At 40.5% G+C, this 16,593-nt stretch carries 19 protein-coding genes; 17 read left to right on the top strand and 2 right to left on the bottom strand.

Annotated features, from left to right (window positions below; genetic code table 11):
* Positions 1–46: 46 nt before the first annotated feature.
* On the bottom strand, positions 47–1,066 hold the full coding sequence (locus KZX55_RS01425) for a hypothetical protein (protein ID WP_248023133.1): 1,020 nt from the start codon (positions 1,064–1,066) through the stop codon (positions 47–49).
* A gap of 120 nt (positions 1,067–1,186) precedes the next feature.
* Here KZX55_RS01425 and KZX55_RS01420 point away from each other — a divergent pair, with 120 nt between their 5' ends.
* The 15 genes from KZX55_RS01420 to KZX55_RS01350 all read left to right on the top strand — a co-directional run bounded on the left by KZX55_RS01420 (position 1,187) and on the right by KZX55_RS01350 (position 14,667).
* Positions 1,187–1,693, top strand: a complete 507-nt coding sequence (locus tag KZX55_RS01420; RefSeq protein ID WP_248023131.1) for a YfbM family protein — start codon at positions 1,187–1,189, stop codon at positions 1,691–1,693.
* Between the two features lie 32 nt (positions 1,694–1,725).
* Positions 1,726–2,577 (top strand): CbrC family protein, encoded by an 852-nt coding sequence (locus KZX55_RS01415; protein WP_248023130.1) that lies wholly within the window; start codon positions 1,726–1,728, stop codon positions 2,575–2,577.
* Positions 2,578–2,595: 18 nt separating this feature from the next.
* Positions 2,596–3,078, top strand: coding sequence for a hypothetical protein (locus tag KZX55_RS01410; protein ID WP_002877272.1), 483 nt, complete (start codon positions 2,596–2,598; stop codon positions 3,076–3,078).
* Between the two features lie 18 nt (positions 3,079–3,096).
* Entirely contained in the window at positions 3,097–3,651 is a 555-nt protein-coding gene (locus tag KZX55_RS01405; RefSeq protein ID WP_001225777.1) for a hypothetical protein, read from the top strand.
* A 10-nt stretch (positions 3,652–3,661) separates the two neighbouring features.
* Entirely contained in the window at positions 3,662–4,159 is a 498-nt protein-coding gene (locus KZX55_RS01400; RefSeq protein WP_248023128.1) for a hypothetical protein, read from the top strand.
* A 48-nt stretch (positions 4,160–4,207) separates the two neighbouring features.
* Positions 4,208–5,002, top strand: a complete 795-nt coding sequence (locus tag KZX55_RS01395; RefSeq protein WP_248023126.1) for a DUF4261 domain-containing protein — start codon at positions 4,208–4,210, stop codon at positions 5,000–5,002.
* A gap of 43 nt (positions 5,003–5,045) precedes the next feature.
* Positions 5,046–5,513: a hypothetical protein gene (locus KZX55_RS01390; RefSeq protein WP_000817468.1), complete on the top strand. Its 468-nt coding sequence runs from the start codon at positions 5,046–5,048 to the stop codon at positions 5,511–5,513.
* Entirely contained in the window at positions 5,506–6,522 is a 1,017-nt protein-coding gene (locus KZX55_RS01385) for a hypothetical protein (RefSeq protein ID WP_248023124.1), read from the top strand. Before KZX55_RS01390 ends, KZX55_RS01385 begins: the two co-directional genes overlap by 8 nt.
* A gap of 591 nt (positions 6,523–7,113) precedes the next feature.
* Positions 7,114–8,574, top strand: coding sequence for an aminotransferase class I/II-fold pyridoxal phosphate-dependent enzyme (locus tag KZX55_RS01380; protein WP_248023123.1), 1,461 nt, complete (start codon positions 7,114–7,116; stop codon positions 8,572–8,574).
* Complete coding sequence (speE, locus tag KZX55_RS01375) at positions 8,575–9,435, top strand: polyamine aminopropyltransferase (RefSeq protein WP_248023119.1); 861 nt, start codon at positions 8,575–8,577, stop codon at positions 9,433–9,435.
* Positions 9,432–10,691, top strand: coding sequence for a saccharopine dehydrogenase family protein (locus tag KZX55_RS01370; RefSeq protein ID WP_248023118.1), 1,260 nt, complete (start codon positions 9,432–9,434; stop codon positions 10,689–10,691). Before speE ends, KZX55_RS01370 begins: the two co-directional genes overlap by 4 nt.
* A complete protein-coding gene (gene nspC, locus KZX55_RS01365) occupies positions 10,691–11,818 on the top strand; it encodes a carboxynorspermidine decarboxylase (protein WP_248023117.1) in 1,128 nt (375 codons plus the stop codon). The genes KZX55_RS01370 and nspC overlap by 1 nt, the downstream gene beginning before the upstream one ends.
* A complete protein-coding gene (gene aguA / locus KZX55_RS01360) occupies positions 11,815–12,900 on the top strand; it encodes an agmatine deiminase (RefSeq protein ID WP_248023110.1) in 1,086 nt (361 codons plus the stop codon). The genes nspC and aguA overlap by 4 nt, the downstream gene beginning before the upstream one ends.
* Before the next feature lie 9 nt (positions 12,901–12,909).
* Positions 12,910–13,785 (top strand): N-carbamoylputrescine amidase, encoded by an 876-nt coding sequence (aguB, locus tag KZX55_RS01355; protein WP_248023108.1) that lies wholly within the window; start codon positions 12,910–12,912, stop codon positions 13,783–13,785.
* A gap of 144 nt (positions 13,786–13,929) precedes the next feature.
* On the top strand, positions 13,930–14,667 hold the full coding sequence (locus KZX55_RS01350; protein ID WP_248023106.1) for a TraX family protein: 738 nt from the start codon (positions 13,930–13,932) through the stop codon (positions 14,665–14,667).
* 44 nt (positions 14,668–14,711) lie between these two features.
* Here the strand turns inward: KZX55_RS01350 and KZX55_RS01345 are convergent, their stop codons facing one another.
* On the bottom strand, positions 14,712–15,521 hold the full coding sequence (locus tag KZX55_RS01345) for a Cof-type HAD-IIB family hydrolase (RefSeq protein WP_000593603.1): 810 nt from the start codon (positions 15,519–15,521) through the stop codon (positions 14,712–14,714).
* 146 nt (positions 15,522–15,667) lie between these two features.
* Between KZX55_RS01345 and KZX55_RS01340 the strand changes: the two genes are divergently transcribed.
* Together KZX55_RS01340 and KZX55_RS01335 are read left to right on the top strand one after the other, a co-directional pair.
* On the top strand, positions 15,668–16,129 hold the full coding sequence (locus KZX55_RS01340; protein ID WP_000049665.1) for a MarR family winged helix-turn-helix transcriptional regulator: 462 nt from the start codon (positions 15,668–15,670) through the stop codon (positions 16,127–16,129).
* Positions 16,122–16,541, top strand: a complete 420-nt coding sequence (locus tag KZX55_RS01335) for an EVE domain-containing protein (protein ID WP_001138492.1) — start codon at positions 16,122–16,124, stop codon at positions 16,539–16,541. Before KZX55_RS01340 ends, KZX55_RS01335 begins: the two co-directional genes overlap by 8 nt.
* The last annotated feature ends 52 nt before the right edge of the window (positions 16,542–16,593 follow it).

Below are 16,593 nucleotides of genomic sequence, written 5' to 3'. Positions count from 1 at the left end.
CATCTATTTGATTATATGCTTACTAATGACTAAAGCTAACACTCCATCATTCCCACATGCTATGTTGGGCTCTGACGCCATAACTATCTATGGAACCATCTGAATTGAACTTGGCTTCAATCCTGTATCTTTTCCAGAGGTCGTAATCTGCCGTTTGAATGGTTAGGATGTAGTTTGAGTCAGTCTCAGCGACATTGTAATCAGCAGGATTGACTTCAAAGATATCGATTAATTTTCTTGTTTGAAAATCTTGGAGCTTGAGATTTGCTAAACTGACATGATTGATAGAAATTCCCTGCAATTGATGGGCATCCTTAGGCGTTCTATAGTAGGTAATGACACAGTTTTTGAGTTGATCAGTATCTTTGCCAGTAGGAGTAAGGATCATAAAACCATAGGACTGATCTTCACGCTTGATTTCGAGAAGCTGGCCGTAGTAGAAATGGTCGTTTTTTGGATTGGTGATAGGACTATTTGCACCTTTATCTCCGAAGGTGAAACCTTGCTCTAAAAGCTCGGAAGCCTTGCTCTCCCCGATAATGACAGTGGTATCTTGAATGGTTACTGGAACAGGTTGAGCTGGAAGACCACTCATCATCATGCAAAACATAAAAATATAACTCGTTAAAAAGGCTGTCCCGACAAAAGCGTTGGTTGATGCATAAGCATGACTGTTATGAAAGTTTTTTCTTATAGCTAGTACAATAAATTTACCAATACTTTTTAAAACCATACTAACAAGTACGATAAAAAATTGTTTTTTCAAACATTCATAAATTGCTTGCGGAAAGCTATTGCCATGATAGTAGAAGCCAGCCAATACCAGTAGATTTACGATTAAATAGATTAGCAAGAACCAATGAATCTCTTTAAGGGCATTAGCATCTGTGATTTCTTCATAGTCAACGTGAATTCTACCTTGAATGGCATGGCCGAGTTTATAGATCCATTTTGGGACATCTTTCCCTTGTCTGACCGCAACTACAAGTCTGATATAGAGATAGATAGTAAAGGACAAGGATAGAAAGAAAAGAGCATAAAAACCCAAAACAATACTAGTGAACATTACTATTTCCCCCCTATTTAACATTCAATAAAACAATTTCTTAGCTCCATTATAGCATTTTCTAGGGAAATAGAGCTAGAAAGATCCGTATAATACTAACTGATTCAAAGGAGTAAAATCATGGGAATGATTGCCAATTATCAATATTTACCAGACGATGAATTAGATCAAATAAAAGGTCTTTCCAATCAAGAAGATGACTTGTTAGATTTTGCAGAGGATTCCGCTGATAGTCATGATATCTTACTAGATATTGACAAAATGTGGGATGCCTTGGTCTTTGTCTTGACAGGATTTAGTAGTTCAGAATTTTTGGATGACAATCCCTTGAGAGAAGCGGTTTTAGGAGTGACTCCTTTAGAAGAAGTGTCTGAGTACATAGCCTATACTGAAAAAAATAAGATAGCCGAAATCATAGAAGCTCTAGAAAGTTTTGACATGCACAGAGCCTTGGAAGACTTTAGTATGGAAGCCTGCAAGAAAGCCGACTTGTATCCTGATATTTGGGATTATCTTGAGGAAGAGGAAGAAATCAAGGATGATATTTTAACCTGCTTTGTCAAAATGAAAGACTTTTACAAAAAGATTCTGGAGCTCAATGGAAATGTCTTAGTTACTATTTGTTAAGATTTTATGTCATTCATTAGGAAGGTGGTCAGATGAATCCATATTTACAAGAATATATCACCCGGACAAGGGAATACCATGCTAAAGATGGAAATTCTTCCAGTGTTGCGGCACTCTATGATTTGGCTGATGAATTAGCTAAGTCTGAGGATTTAGAGGCGAAGAAAGTCTTAGTTGACCTCTATGAACAATTGGGTCTCTACGCTAGTGCCTATAGCTTATTTACCGAAATCTTAGACAAACCTGATCGAAAACAGATAAAGAAACTGAGCCGTTTACAAGAAATGAGTCAGAGTCATGGCAATCGTTTTGCCCTTCCTCGTCCTCTAAAAAAAGAGAAGAAGAAGTATAGGCAGAAGCTATTACAGTCTTTGCCGCATTTTATCTATCATCCAGATCCGTTGGCTACAGGTTCATTTGTTGAAGGAGAAGCTAAGGTTTGTCCATCTTGTGGGAAAGAAAGCAATGTTTATTATGCTCTTAGACCCTACAGTATTGAAGAGGTAGAACATCTCTGCCCAACTTGCATTGCAAATGGTCAAGCAGCTAAAAAATTCGATGCAGAATTTATCCAAGATGCCGAGTGGCAGGGTGAATTGGATCCAGAAAAGAATCAGCTGCTTTTTTGTCAGACCCCAGACTACTCTAGTTGGCAGGGAGAATATTGGCTTTCTTGTTGCCAAGATTATTGTGCTTACTTGGGTACAGTTGGAACTCGTGAATTAAAGGATATGGGAATCGCTGAGCAAGTCTTGGCAGACTATGAAGCGCGTGAAGAATATCAAGAGGTAGAAGATTACTTGGTTAAAGACGGGCCTATCTGTGGCTATTTGTTTAGATGTCTACATTGTCAAAAATACCAGATCTGGGTTGATGCAGATTAAATCGGAATGTGATTCGCTATGAAAATTAAAGAGAAGACTATGGAAGAACTAGAATTATTCGAAGCTGCCTCCAAAGATTTATTTGATACTATGCAGGGATTTAAAGACAATCTATCTGTTCAATTTTCCCTATTAGATAGTGATAACTGGCAGTATGATAAGGGATCGATAAAAGTTTGTAAGGCTGATGAGTCAGGATTCAAAAAAAGATGTAGAGTCGGAATCAGCTACAACTTGAAAGTCTCCCTATTAAACGAAGATGCCGAGCAAATCTGGTTACTGTTTAAAGACTGGTTCAATACTAGCAGATTGGGTCAAGTTGAAAGAAATCCTAATAATGAGGATTTGGGAAGATACGTCTTCTCAGCAAGTTCTCCTCTTGGAGATCAGGTAGATTGTTCCATTTATTTGCCTAATGAGTGGAACATCCCTCAGATTAGCTTTTCAGGCTATCTAACAGCTCGTTATAGGGCTTGTGATCTTGATAAATTGCAAGAATAAGATGGAAGGTTTTTAGAGATGAGAAAGATTGATTGGGACAAGATAAAAACTCGCTTAGATGCCTTGCTGGTTATTGATGAGTATCTAACAGATCCGAGTGAGGATTGGCTTAGACTCGTGATTAAGACTGAGGAAGACTATGGAGTCCGATATTTTATTGACAATGGCTCAGGTGATTCTTTAGATGTGATTTTGACTGATAAAATGATCCTCATGAAAGGCTTTGATCATGAAAGTAGTTTAAGCCAGTTTGCTGCTGACGAGTGGAATCAAGACGTCATTGATGGTTTTTATAAAGGACTGGATGAGAAGTATGTCTCACTTTATTCTGAAGATCAAAAAGATGAAACAACCTTCTTTATCTGGTATGACGGTCAAGCGCATCAACAGACTTACCAAGATCAGGATGGCGGAGAATGGTTGCTTTCTTACCTTTTTGATAGTTTTGAGAGATTTCATGAGTTTATGACAGACTATTATTCAATCACAGTTGATGAAGACTTACTAAGAAAACTTTACAAGGAAGGATCTCTTTCAGATCTAGAATTAAACCAATTAATCCAAGATGATTAAGAGGCTTATTATGAGAGTGAACCATAAAAATACCCCTGAAAACTATCAAACTCTGGCAGAAATAATTATCCCACCATTGCTTGATTTACTCAAAAGTTTAACCTTGTTAGAAGAGGAAATTTTTGAGCGTAACAGAGCACTGGATAAGGAAAAAGAAGGCCTTGGCATCCCAGCAAATCAAGTTCATCCCAAGTGGAATGAACTTATGGATGACTATTTTCAGAGGCAAATGCAACTTCTAACTGGACGAGTGACTCAAAATTACTTGGAAGGAGGAGTTCGAATTTCTTATAGCTCCCTAAGTGAGTATAACTATGTTAAAAGGAATGATTTTTCTGTAGCTTTTATCATGACAAAAGCTGAAGAAGCAAGAGTCATCACCCACTATCAAGAAGCTTTAGACATGAAGCATCAGTTTGTACTTAAATTGGTGGATGGAAATTGGCTACTTGATGAGAAATTCTACGGTTTTGAGGATGAGGAAACTTGGTATGGCGACTTGCTTTGAGTAAGAGAGCTTTGCTTTCCAACTGATATGAGAAAAAGGAGAAGTCCTGTGAATTTTTTAAAAAATCTATTTGCTAGTAAGAAAGAAAAGTCAGAGAAGAAAAAACAACTGATCTTGTCCATGCCCCTCTTTAAAGGCAAGCAGGCCTATTCTTTAGAACAGGTCGTTCAGGAATTGAAATCTCACTGGGCGCTTGAAATTTCTGAAGTTTCTGGTGATGATTCTAGTGCAACCTTTGTGATTGATGGTGCTCTCGTTGCGCTGGCTTTAATGGATTTGCCTATTCCAAGTCAAGAATTTGAAAAATTGTATGCCTATTCTTACCTCTGGCAGGATGTTGAGAAGGATACACAGGAGCACACACAACACGCCATTGTTTCTATCCTGTCTGACAATCTTTCGCCAGTAGAAACCTATTCCCTATTGACTGAAGTTAATTCCTCTATCCTAAAAACTAGTCAATCAGCTATTGGTATTTATCAGGGTTCTACCACCTTGCTCTTGCCCAAAGATCTTTATCTAGACCTGGCAGACCTTTTGAAAGAAGAAATGCTTCCGCTTCAACTCTGGATTTATATGGGAATTATCAACCAGGGAGATAAAACTAGTATTTACACTTATGGTTTGAAAGAGTTTGGAAAAACTGAGATTGAAATTATCGAGTCTCCTATGAATAGCGATGACTTATATTATTTCCTCCTGTCTATTCTTCAGTATGTTTTAGGCAGTGATGTCACCTTAAAGGACGGTGAAACCATTGGCTTTTCAGAAGATCAAAAAATCAAAATCACTGAGTCAAAATCCGTCTATTTGGAAGGAAATTCCTTGAAATTAGATGTTTAAACCATGATTTATAATTGAGTGTCCTTCCTAGATTGGGGGTTTTATGAAGCGTGATATAAACAAGTATTATCTCTACCGATTTCTGGTCTATAGATTTGAAAAACTCTCTTGTAAGAACCCAAGTCTCAAGGAAATAAAACCAGAAAACAGAGAAAAAATCGTTTTAGAGGCTACTCGAACTAGTCAAAAGATTATTCTAGTCCTTGGAATTCTTTATGTTTTTCTAAATTCTGCTATGTTCATTTACCTAAGGCTCAATGATTTTCAAAATCCCTTTTTGACTTGGTTTACTGACTACATCGACTATTTGGGGGTACTGATAAACGGTGAATGGGGCGGTAGTTGGCGTCAAAAGAAAGCTAGTTTTTTGATGATTGCTCTAGTGGCTTTACCCATTGTGCTGATAGAAGGCGGCCCCTTCTTCTTGCTGGTTTTATTGATTGGGAATTGGGTACTAAAGAGAAAGATAAGATTTGTGAGAGAACATAAAGGAGTAGAGAGCCATGGCTAGAACGGCGATAATAGGTACTTTAATAGTTTTTGCAATCTTTAATCTGCTACTTGGTCTGGGCTTTTATCTCTTTCTAAAAAAGAGGAAAGAGAATGGGCAGTCATTGTACGAAACGCCTGTAAACCAACAAACTCGAACTGAAAAGCTGGGTCTAGGTGAGATTTTGGTCTACCTGTCCCTGATTGCTATTGCAGGAGTCTTTGCTTTTCAGACCTTAAATAGAGGTGGTGTTGGGAATTCTATTTTAGCCAAAATGATCCTCCTCCCAGTTATAATGGCTCTTTTCAATGCAAGAAAAAGGACTGGAAAGTCTTTACTTGCCCTCCTTATAACCTTTATGGTCTTTCTGGTAGGAGTTATGTTTAATCTCACGATTGGTTTGCCACCTCAAGCACCAATTTTGCAAATTAATGAAAGTAAAATCATTTTAGGAGAAACTAAAGCCAGTGAGCTGATGGATGCTGGTTTTGACATCTATGTAAGACAGAGCGATGGTGCTAGCGACTACGAAGAGCTCCTGACAGATGGCAGTTTCCAAAAATATCCTGGAGATAAAACAGTTACCATCGAAAAAGGCTTCAGGCTTGATAGCAATGCTGTTCCTTATGCTCCCTACCTCCTAGCAAAAGATGGCATAGTACTGGGCAGTATTTCCTTTTACGGTGCTGAGGACCATGATGTGGCTATAGAAGATTCTAAGGTTATTCAGGTTCGATTTAACAAGGACAGTATTGAGGCAGCGAAAAAACATTCTATTACTTTCAAATTAAATGAACTTGACTTGACTACACGACTGAAAGTTCCGCTTGTTCAAGAAATTTTCAAGAAGCATCTATGGTCAATTCCACCATCAAATACAAGTGATGTCACTCAACTATGGTATGGATTAAAGTGGTCCAGCAACAGTGATTCGCTATTTTGGAATGAGTACTATGGTCTCATCCGCCTAGATGAAAATTATATGATGACTGATTTTGAACTAGCTGTTCAAGTAGCACGAGACAAGTAGATAAGATTTTGAATAACTGACTATACTTATGATTCAACAAAGGAACTAATCAATTTAGTTCCTGTTTTTGTTTTTTGATTTCAATTTTAAACGGTTTCTTTTTATTGTTGAGTAATATTTCACGAACAAAAAAAGAAATTGTTTAAAAAAGTTTCACAAAATCCTTTACAAGCTCTTATAAACATGGTATAGTTATAAGGCTTAGAAAATGAGATGATGTTTTCTAGCAAATATAAACCCGAGTAAAAAATGCCTACGGACAGGCAGGGTTGAATGCCGAAGCGTGGTTGAAAAGCCGCATTATTGATAGGGTTAAAAGCCTACTTTTATAAGTTGATGTTAGGACGCTTGTCCTAATTCATAAATTTTAGTGTGGTGAAAGCACACGTCATCTTGTGAAACGATCAATAAAGTACGTAATATTTGCTACTAGAGAGTTAGGAAACATCAGGAACAGACATACTCAACAGAAACCAAAATACACACGTCAGAAGATTGCAGAGCAGGTGAAAACCTGCTCTTTTTTCATAAGTCAACCTTTAGTCGCCTTTATCTTCTTGAGGTGCTAAAAATACGGTAAAGGAGTATGTCTTGAAGAAGTTAGATCAAAACCAAGCCCCAATTTACGAGGCCTTGGTAAAGCTACGCAAGAAAAGGATTGTTCCCTTTGATGTGCCAGGTCACAAGCGTGGGCGGGGAAATCCGGAACTTGTCGAACTATTAGGAGAAAAATGTGTTGGCATTGATGTCAATTCGATGAAACCCTTGGATAATCTCGGCCATCCTATTTCGATTATTCGGGATGCGGAGGAATTAGCTGCGGATGCTTTTGGTGCAGCCCATGCCTTTCTGATGATTGGGGGAACAACCTCATCAGTTCAAACCATGATTCTTTCCACCTGTAAGGCTGGAGATAAGATTATTCTGCCACGAAATGTCCACAAATCTGCTATCAATGCGTTGGTTCTATGTGGTGCCATTCCCATCTATATCGAGATGAGTGTGGATCCTAAAATTGGCATTGCTTTAGGTCTTGAAAATGACCGTGTTGCGCAGGCAATTAAGGAACATCCAGATGCTAAGGCCATTTTGATTAACAATCCTACCTACTATGGAATTTGTTCAGACCTCAAGGGTTTAACGGAAATGGGTCATGAAGCGGGCATGCTTGTTTTAGTGGATGAAGCCCATGGAGCGCATTTGCATTTTACAGATAAACTTCCAATTTCTGCTATGGATGCAGGCGCTGATATGGCGGCGGTCTCTATGCATAAGTCTGGTGGGAGTTTGACTCAAAGTTCCATCCTGCTTATCGGGGAACAGATGAATCCTGAGTACGTTCGTCAGATCATCAACCTGACCCAGTCTACATCAGCCTCTTACTTGTTGATGGCTAGTTTGGATATTTCTCGACGGAACTTAGCTCTTCGTGGCAAAGAGTCTTTTGAGAAAGTCATTGAGCTATCCGAATACGCTCGTCGTGAAATCAATGTCATAGGTGGCTACTATGCTTACTCAAAAGAGTTAATAGACGGAGTGTCGGTCTGTGATTTTGACGTGACCAAGCTGTCCGTTTATACTCAGGGTATTGGCTTAACAGGTATCGAAGTTTATGACCTCCTGCGAGATGAATACGATATTCAGATCGAGTTTGGCGACATTGGCAATATCTTGGCTTATATTTCCATTGGTGACCGCATCCAAGACATCGAGCGCTTAGTCGGTGCTTTGGCGGATATCAAGAGACTCTACTCACGAGATGGGAAGGACTTGATAGCTGGAGAATATATCCAACCAGAGTTAGTGCTGTCTCCTCAGGAGGCCTTCTATTCAGAGAGAAGAAGTTTAACCTTGGATGCGTCGGTTGGACAGGTCTGTGGGGAATTTGTCATGTGCTATCCTCCAGGGATTCCAATCCTAGCACCAGGTGAACGCATTACACGAGAGATTGTGGATTATATCCAATTTGCCAAGGAACGTGGTTGTTCCCTCCAAGGAACGGAAGATCCAGAGGTCAATCACATCAATGTCATTGAGAGAAAGGAGAACTAGATGGATTTATGGTTTTCTGAAGTTCATACTCCAGATGTGAAATTATCCTTGAGAACAGCCAAGCAACTCTACGCTGGAAAAAGTGAATGGCAGGATATCGAAGTATTAGACACGCCAGCTTTTGGGAAAATATTAATCTTAAATGGCCATGTCTTGTTTTCAGATGCAGATGACTTTGTCTACAATGAAATGACGGTCCACGTCCCCATGGCTGTCCATCCAAATCCAAAGAAAGTATTGGTTATTGGGGGTGGTGACGGCGGTGTTGCCCAAGTATCGACGCTCTATCCTGAACTGGAGCAAATCGATATCGTGGAACCAGATGAGATGTTGGTTGAAGTTTGTCGTGAGTATTTTCCAGACTTTGCTGCAGGGCTAGATGATCCTCGTGTCACCATTTACTACCAAAACGGGCTACGCTTTTTACGGAACTGCGAGGATGATTACGATATTATCATCAACGATGCGACAGATCCATTTGGACATACGGAAGGGCTTTTTACCAAGGAATTTTACGGCAATAGTTACAGAGCTCTGAAGGAAGACGGTATCATGATTTACCAGCATGGTAGTCCTTTCTTTGACGAGGATGAGTCTGCTTGCCGAAGCATGCACCGCAAGGTCAATCAAGCTTTTCCAATCAGCCTAGTTTATCAGGCACATATCCCTACCAGTCCAGCTGGCTATTGGTTGTTTGGATTTGCATCGAAAAAATACCACCCTGTTAAAGATTTTGACAAGGAAGGCTGGAAAAAACGCCAGCTTTTCACGGAATACTATACTGCAAACTTACACGTTGGAGCCTTTATGCTGCCCAAGTATGTAGAAGACATTTTAGAAGAAGAGGAAGGAAAAAAATGAGTCGTTTATTAGTTATTGGATGTGGGGGCGTTGCCCAAGTTGCTATTTCAAAGATTTGCCAAGATAGCGAAACCTTTACAGAGATTATGATTGCTAGCCGTACCAAGTCAAAATGTGATGACTTGAAAGCTAAACTAGAAGGCAAAACAAGTACAAAGATTGAAACAGCTGCTCTTGATGCTGATAATGTCGAAGAAGTCATTGCCTTGATTGAAAGCTACAAGCCAGAAGCTGTTTTGAACGTAGCGCTACCATATCAAGACTTGACCATTATGGACGCATGTTTGGCGACAGGTGTCCACTATATTGACACAGCCAACTACGAGGCAGAGGATACAGAAGACCCAGAATGGTGCGCCATTTATGAAAAACGTTGCAAGGAGCTTGGTTTTACAGCCTACTTTGACTACTCATGGCAATGGGCTTATCAGGAGAAATTTAAAGAAGCAGGCTTGACAGCTCTTCTTGGATCTGGTTTTGACCCAGGTGTGACCAGTGTCTTTTCAGCCTATGCTCTCAAACACTATTTTGATGAAATCCACTATATCGACATTTTAGACTGTAATGGTGGTGACCACGGTTATCCATTTGCAACAAACTTTAACCCAGAAATCAATCTCCGCGAGGTTTCTGCGCCAGGTTCTTACTGGGAAGATGGAAAATGGGTCGAAGTCGAAGCCATGTCAATCAAGCGTGAGTATGATTTCCCTCAGGTTGGGCAAAAAGACATGTATCTCCTTCACCATGAAGAAATTGAATCATTGGCCAAGAACATTCCTGATGTCAAACGCATTCGTTTCTTTATGACTTTTGGTCAATCTTATCTAACGCATATGAAATGCTTGGAAAACGTTGGTCTCCTTCGTACGGATGCTATTAACTTTAATGGACAAGACATTGTGCCGATTCAATTCTTGAAAGCCTTGCTTCCAGATCCTGCCAGCCTTGGCCCACGTACAGTTGGTAAAACCAATATCGGTTGTATCTTTACAGGTGTTAAAGATGGTGTTGAAAAGACTATTTACATCTACAATGTTTGCGACCACCAGGAATGCTATGCAGAAGTTGGTTCACAGGCAATTTCTTACACAACAGGTGTTCCTGCCATGATTGGAACAAAATTAGTGATGGATGGTACTTGGAAACAACCAGGAGTTTATAATCTTGAAGAGTTGGATCCAGATCCATTCATGGAAGCTTTGAATAAATACGGTTTGCCATGGGTTGTGGTTGAAAATCCACAAATGGTGGACTAATGAAGTTAGAACAAGTACCAACACCTTCTTATATTATTGACTTAGGAAAATTAGAAGCCAATTGCCGTATTTTACAGCAAGTTCAGGAAGAAGCGGGCTGCAAGGTTTTACTGGCCCAGAAGGCTTATTCCCTCTACAAAACCTACCCCATGATTAGCCAGTATCTGTCAGGTACGACGGCTAGTGGTCTCTATGAGGCTAAGCTAGCTAGAGAAGAGTTTCCGGGGGAAGTCCATGTCTTTGCACCTGCTTTCAAGGATGCAGACTTGGCGGAATTGCTGGAAATAACGGATCATATCGTTTTCAACTCAGAAAGACAGTTGCGTAAACATGGTCCTCGTTGTCGAGAGGTTGGCATTAGTGTCGGTTTGCGCCTCAACCCTCAATGTTCTACCCAAGGAGATCACGCGCTCTACGATCCTTGTGCACCTGGATCTCGTTTTGGAGTTACTCTTGACAAGATACCGAGTGATTTGCTGGACTTAGTGGATGGGCTTCATTTTCATACCCTTTGTGAGCAGGGGGCAGATGATTTAGAGACAACTTTGAAAGCTGTAGAAGCTCAGTTTGGTCCCTACTTACATCAAGTTAAATGGCTCAATATGGGTGGAGGACACCACATCACAAGAGAAGACTATGATGTGGATTTGCTGATTTCTGAAATCAAGCGTATCCGAGAAACTTACAACCTTGAAGTCTATATCGAGCCGGGTGAAGCTATTGCGCTCAATGCGGGTTATCTAGCTACTGAAGTATTGGATATTGTAGAAAACGGTATGGAAATCTTGATTTTAGACGCCTCCGCGACCTGCCATATGCCTGACGTACTTGAAATGCCCTATCGACCACCTTTGAGAAATGGATTTGAACCGCAGGAAAAAGCCCATACCTATAGACTTTCTTCCAATACTTGTCTGACAGGCGATGTGATTGGAGATTATAGCTTTGAAAATCCAGTCCAAATCGGTGACAGACTTTACTTTGAAGACATGGCAATCTACTCCTTTGTCAAAAATAATACCTTTAACGGTATTGGATTGCCAAGTCTCTATCTCATGGACGAGCAGGGAGACTGCAACTTAGTCAAAGCCTTCGGATATCAAGACTTTAAAGGGAGATTATCATGATGGACAGTCCAAAGAAATTAGGCTATCGTATGCCAGCAGAGTACGAACCACATCATGGAACCCTCATAATCTGGCCGACTCGACCAGGTTCATGGCCCTTTCAAGGAAAGGCTGCCCAAAGAGCATTTAGCCAGATTATCAAGACCATAGCAGAAGGGGAAAGAGTCTATCTTTTGGTGGAGCAGGACCATCTATCTGAAGCCCAATCCTATCTTGGAGACAAGGTTGTTTATTTAGATATTCCGACAAATGATGCCTGGGCGCGTGATACTGGGCCGACTATTCTCGTCAATGATAAAAGAGACAAGTTGGCAGTCGATTGGTCTTTCAATGCCTGGGGTGGAGCTGTAGATGGTCTTTATCAAGATTATGAAGAGGATAACCAAGTAGCTAGTCGTTTTGCTGAGGCCTTGGAAATGCCTGTTTACGATGCTAAACCTTTTGTACTGGAAGGCGGAGCAATCCATAGCGATGGTCAAGGAACCATTCTTGTGACTGAAAGTTGCCTTCTGAGCGCTGGTCGCAATCCTCATCTCAGTAAAGAGGAAATCGAGAGAAGATTATTGAACTATCTTGGCGCTGAAAAAGTTATCTGGCTTCCTTATGGTATTTATCAGGACGAAACCAATGAACACGTTGATAATGTTGCAGCCTTTGTAGGTCCTGCAGAACTTGTCTTGGCTTGGACAGATGACCAGAACGATCCTCAGTATGCTATGTCTGTAGCTGATTTAGCTTTTTTAGAGAAGGAAACGGATGCAAAAGGTCGTCCCTTCACTATTCATAAATTGCCAATCCCAGCGCTTCATCAAGTTGTAACCGAAGAGTATTTGCCAGGCTACATCTATGAAGAAGGGGAAGAAGAGCGTTATGCAGGTGAACGTCTTGCGGCTTCCTATGTAAACTTTTATATTGCCAACAAGGCTGTCTTAGTGCCCCAGTTTGAGGATGTCAATGACCAAGTGGCCCTAGATATCCTCAGCAAGTGTTTCCCAGACCGTAAGGTCGTAGGAATTCCAGCCAGAGATATTCTCTTAGGTGGTGGCAATATCCACTGTATCACTCAACAAATCCCAGAATAGGAGAAAAAGATGAGAAATATAAAAGTTGCAGCGATCCAGATGCAATGCGCTAAGGATGTGGCAACAAATATCCAAACAGCGGAACGTTTAGTTCGACAAGCTGCAGACCAAGGCGCACAAATCATCCTCTTACCCGAGTTGTTTGAACGCCCCTATTTCTGTCAGGAACGCCAGTATGACTACTACCAATATGCTCAGTCAGTGACAGAAAATACAGCCATTCAGCATTTTAAAGTGATTGCTAAGGAACTAAATGCTGTTTTACCGATTAGTTTCTTCGAAAAAGATAGCAACGTCTTGTATAACTCAATCGCCGTCATTGATGCTGATGGGGAAGTGCTGGGCGTTTATCGGAAAACCCACATACCAGATGACCATTATTATCAAGAAAAGTTTTACTTTACGCCTGGAAACACCGGTTTCAAAGTCTGGGATACGCGCTACGCCAAAATTGGGATCGGCATCTGTTGGGATCAATGGTTCCCTGAAACAGCGCGCTGTCTTGCTCTGAATGGTGCTGAATTGCTCTTCTATCCTACAGCCATTGGTTCAGAACCAATTTTGGATACAGACAGTTGTGGTCACTGGCAACGTACTATTCAAGGGCACGCAGCAGCTAATATTGTCCCAGTCATAGCAGCCAATCGTTACGGTTTGGAAGAAGTCACTCCTAGTGAGGAAAATGGTGGACAGAGTTCCAGTCTTGACTTCTACGGTTCCTCCTTTATGACGGATGAAACAGGAGCTATTCTAGAGAGAGCTGAAAGGCAAGGTGAGGCTGTTCTGATTGCAACTTATGACCTTGACAAGGGAGCAAGTGAACGCCTCAACTGGGGACTGTTTCGAGATAGAAGACCAGAAATGTACCAACGAATTACGGACTAGAAGGTAACTTTCATAATAAATTTTTGATATTCACGCCTGTCTTACAAAAATGTAAGATAGGCTTTTTAAATGTAAGATGGGTGTACGATTATACGTGGAAATGTATGCTATACTCTATGTAGATCAAAAAGAAAGAGGTTTATTATGAAAAAATGGAATGCGACGCAGTTGAAGTATCTGATGGCGGCAGTAATGGTTTTAGACCATATCCCTCATATCACCGGAATCGTTTCTCCTTTGTGGGAAGGTATCTTCCACGCTATGACCCGTTGTGTGGGAGTTTGGTTTGCGTATATGGCTATGGAAGGATTCATCCATACTCGAAACTTGAAAAACTACCTCATCCGTCTCTGGAATTGGGCGCTTATCATGTTTGCTGGAAATAGCCTTCTCAATACTCTGTTTGCCTCTAAGGGTGTAATGGTTACTAATAATATTTTCTTTACTTTGGCCTTCGGTGTCACCATGCTTTGGATTGGTTTTCCCAGAAAAGAGCTGGATAAAAAAGAGAAGTTGTGGCGTCGGATTGGGCTTGCTGGTCTCTTGATTTTCGGTTGTCTTTTTACTGAGGGAGGTATCACCATGCTACCATTTCTCTTGATTAGTTACTCTTGCCGAAATCGTAAGGGATTGCGAAATCTCCTATATGCCTTTCTGTGGGCCTTCTTGTTAGTGACTTCCATCCAAATATACGACACATGGTACCAAACACTGGAAATGATGCTTTTCAATTCTGACTGGCTCTTTATCACCGTCTTTCCTTTTATGGCCTTGTATAATGGACAGCGAGGAAAAGAAACTAGTTGGAGTAAATATTTCTTTTATATTTTCTACCCAGCTCATCTATGGATTATTACCCTGGTTGCTTATTTGGGTAAATAGCAAAAAAGCAAATAGCAGTAAATTCTGTCTATTTGCTTTTCTTTTTATAAAATATACTTCTCAATGGCGCGTGCAACGCCTTCTTCTTCATTGCTGGCTGTAACGTCATTAGCAAGGGATTTGACATGGTCGCTGGCATTTCCCATAGCAATGCCAAGTCCTGCAAACTGAAGCATTTCGATATCGTTATTGGCATCGCCCATGGCCATAATTTCTGAGGGCTCGATTTTCAAAATCGCTGCTAGTCGAGAAAGAGCAGTAGCCTTTGTTGTTCCAAGTGGCATAGCTTCATAAATGACAGGCTGCGAACGAACACCGCTGAACCGTTGGCATAGTTCTGTCGCAAAACGCTGCTCAAAATCGTCTGTTTGCTCTTTTGTTCCTAAAAACATGCCTTGGAACATCCGATACTTGCCACTAGTCGCGTCCTCAAGGGAGATTTCAGTCAGGTCTGAAAAGACTAGCTTGGCATCATTTTGAACAATTTGATTAGGCTTGCCACCGAGGACAAAATAATGTTTCTCATCAAAAAGAGTCAACTGAACGTCGCTTTTTTCTGCTAGGTCATAGAGGTATTCAATGTCAGCTGGACTGAGTTCTTGCCAGTCCACTAGACTCCAGTCACTGGTCTGGTGAGTTGAACAACCGTTATTGACGATGACATACTCATTCTGAAGGTCCAGTCCCAGTTTTTTGTAGTAAGGAAGAACACCAAAAAGCGGGCGACCTGTACAGAGAACCAGTTTGACACCTTTTTCAATGGCTTGGTGAATAGCAGTAATGTGAGCTTGTGGGATTTCCTTGGCTTCATTGAGGAGGGTTCCGTCCATATCCAAGGCTAGTAGTTTAATCATAAGACTTCCTTTTCTAGGTGTTTTGCTTTTATTATAGCATATAGACTATGAAATGTCTGACAGAATAGTAACATTCGACTTTCCTTTTCTTGAAAAAGAAAATAAAATCTTATATAATATGTATACTTAATATTTAAGGAGAAATAATGTCAAAGTATCACTTTAATTCAATTTACAAAAATGATGAAACAGAGTCTACAGGTCTTCTTTTCATCAAAGTCTACAACAAGTGGGAAAGCAACTTAAAAAGAGTTTTGAAATCAGTTGGCCTCACTTTGCCCCAATTTATCGTTTTAACCTCTCTCTTGTTTCTGTCTAATAGAGAGGAATATGTAACGCAAGTTGATATTGCTCGGTTCACTGGAATGGATGTCATGACGGTTTCCCAGATTGTTAGGCTACTGGAGAAGAAAGACTACATTGGACGAGATCAACATCCAAAGGATAGTCGGGCAAAACTGGTCTCAGTGACGAATTCTGGCGCGGAGAAGGTCAATCAAGCTTTGCCTTTAGTAGAAGGTGTTGATGAAGAATTTTTTGAAAAACTATCTAACGATAGAGAAGTTTTTAATCGCTTTTTAGTAGAGTTGGAGGATAAAAATGCCTAGATATTGGGTCGGAGTTGTTTCAAAGAACCATGTTTTAAGAGGAGTTGAAGGGAATTTTTGTCAGGTCTGTCATGGAAAGGGCGGCCCCTTAAACCGTATGAAAAAAGGAGACTACCTTTTATACTATAGTCCGAAATACGATATGAATGGTCAAGATAAGTTACAGGCTTTTGTGGCCGTAGGTAAAATTATAGACGACAAGGCCTATCAAGTAGAGCAGTTTGAAGGATTCTTTCCCTTTAGACGAAATGTCGAGTATTATCAACCAGTCAAAGATTGTTCCATAGAAATAGCCAGACAACATCCTGAATGGAAAGACTATACTTCTCGCCTCCGCTATGGGCATTTTGAAGTTTCCAAAGACTTTTTCCTCTATATCTTTCAGCATATGAAAGTGGATGATGAAGGATGATTGATTTGCTAATTAAATGATTATCAACTAGAATTTTGGATTTGGACTGTGA

Source organism: Streptococcus halitosis, assembly GCF_023147855.1.
Lineage (GTDB): Bacteria > Bacillota > Bacilli > Lactobacillales > Streptococcaceae > Streptococcus > Streptococcus halitosis_B.
The sequence above is the reverse complement of the archived record's forward strand: the minus strand, read 5'-3'. Positions and strand labels throughout refer to the sequence as shown.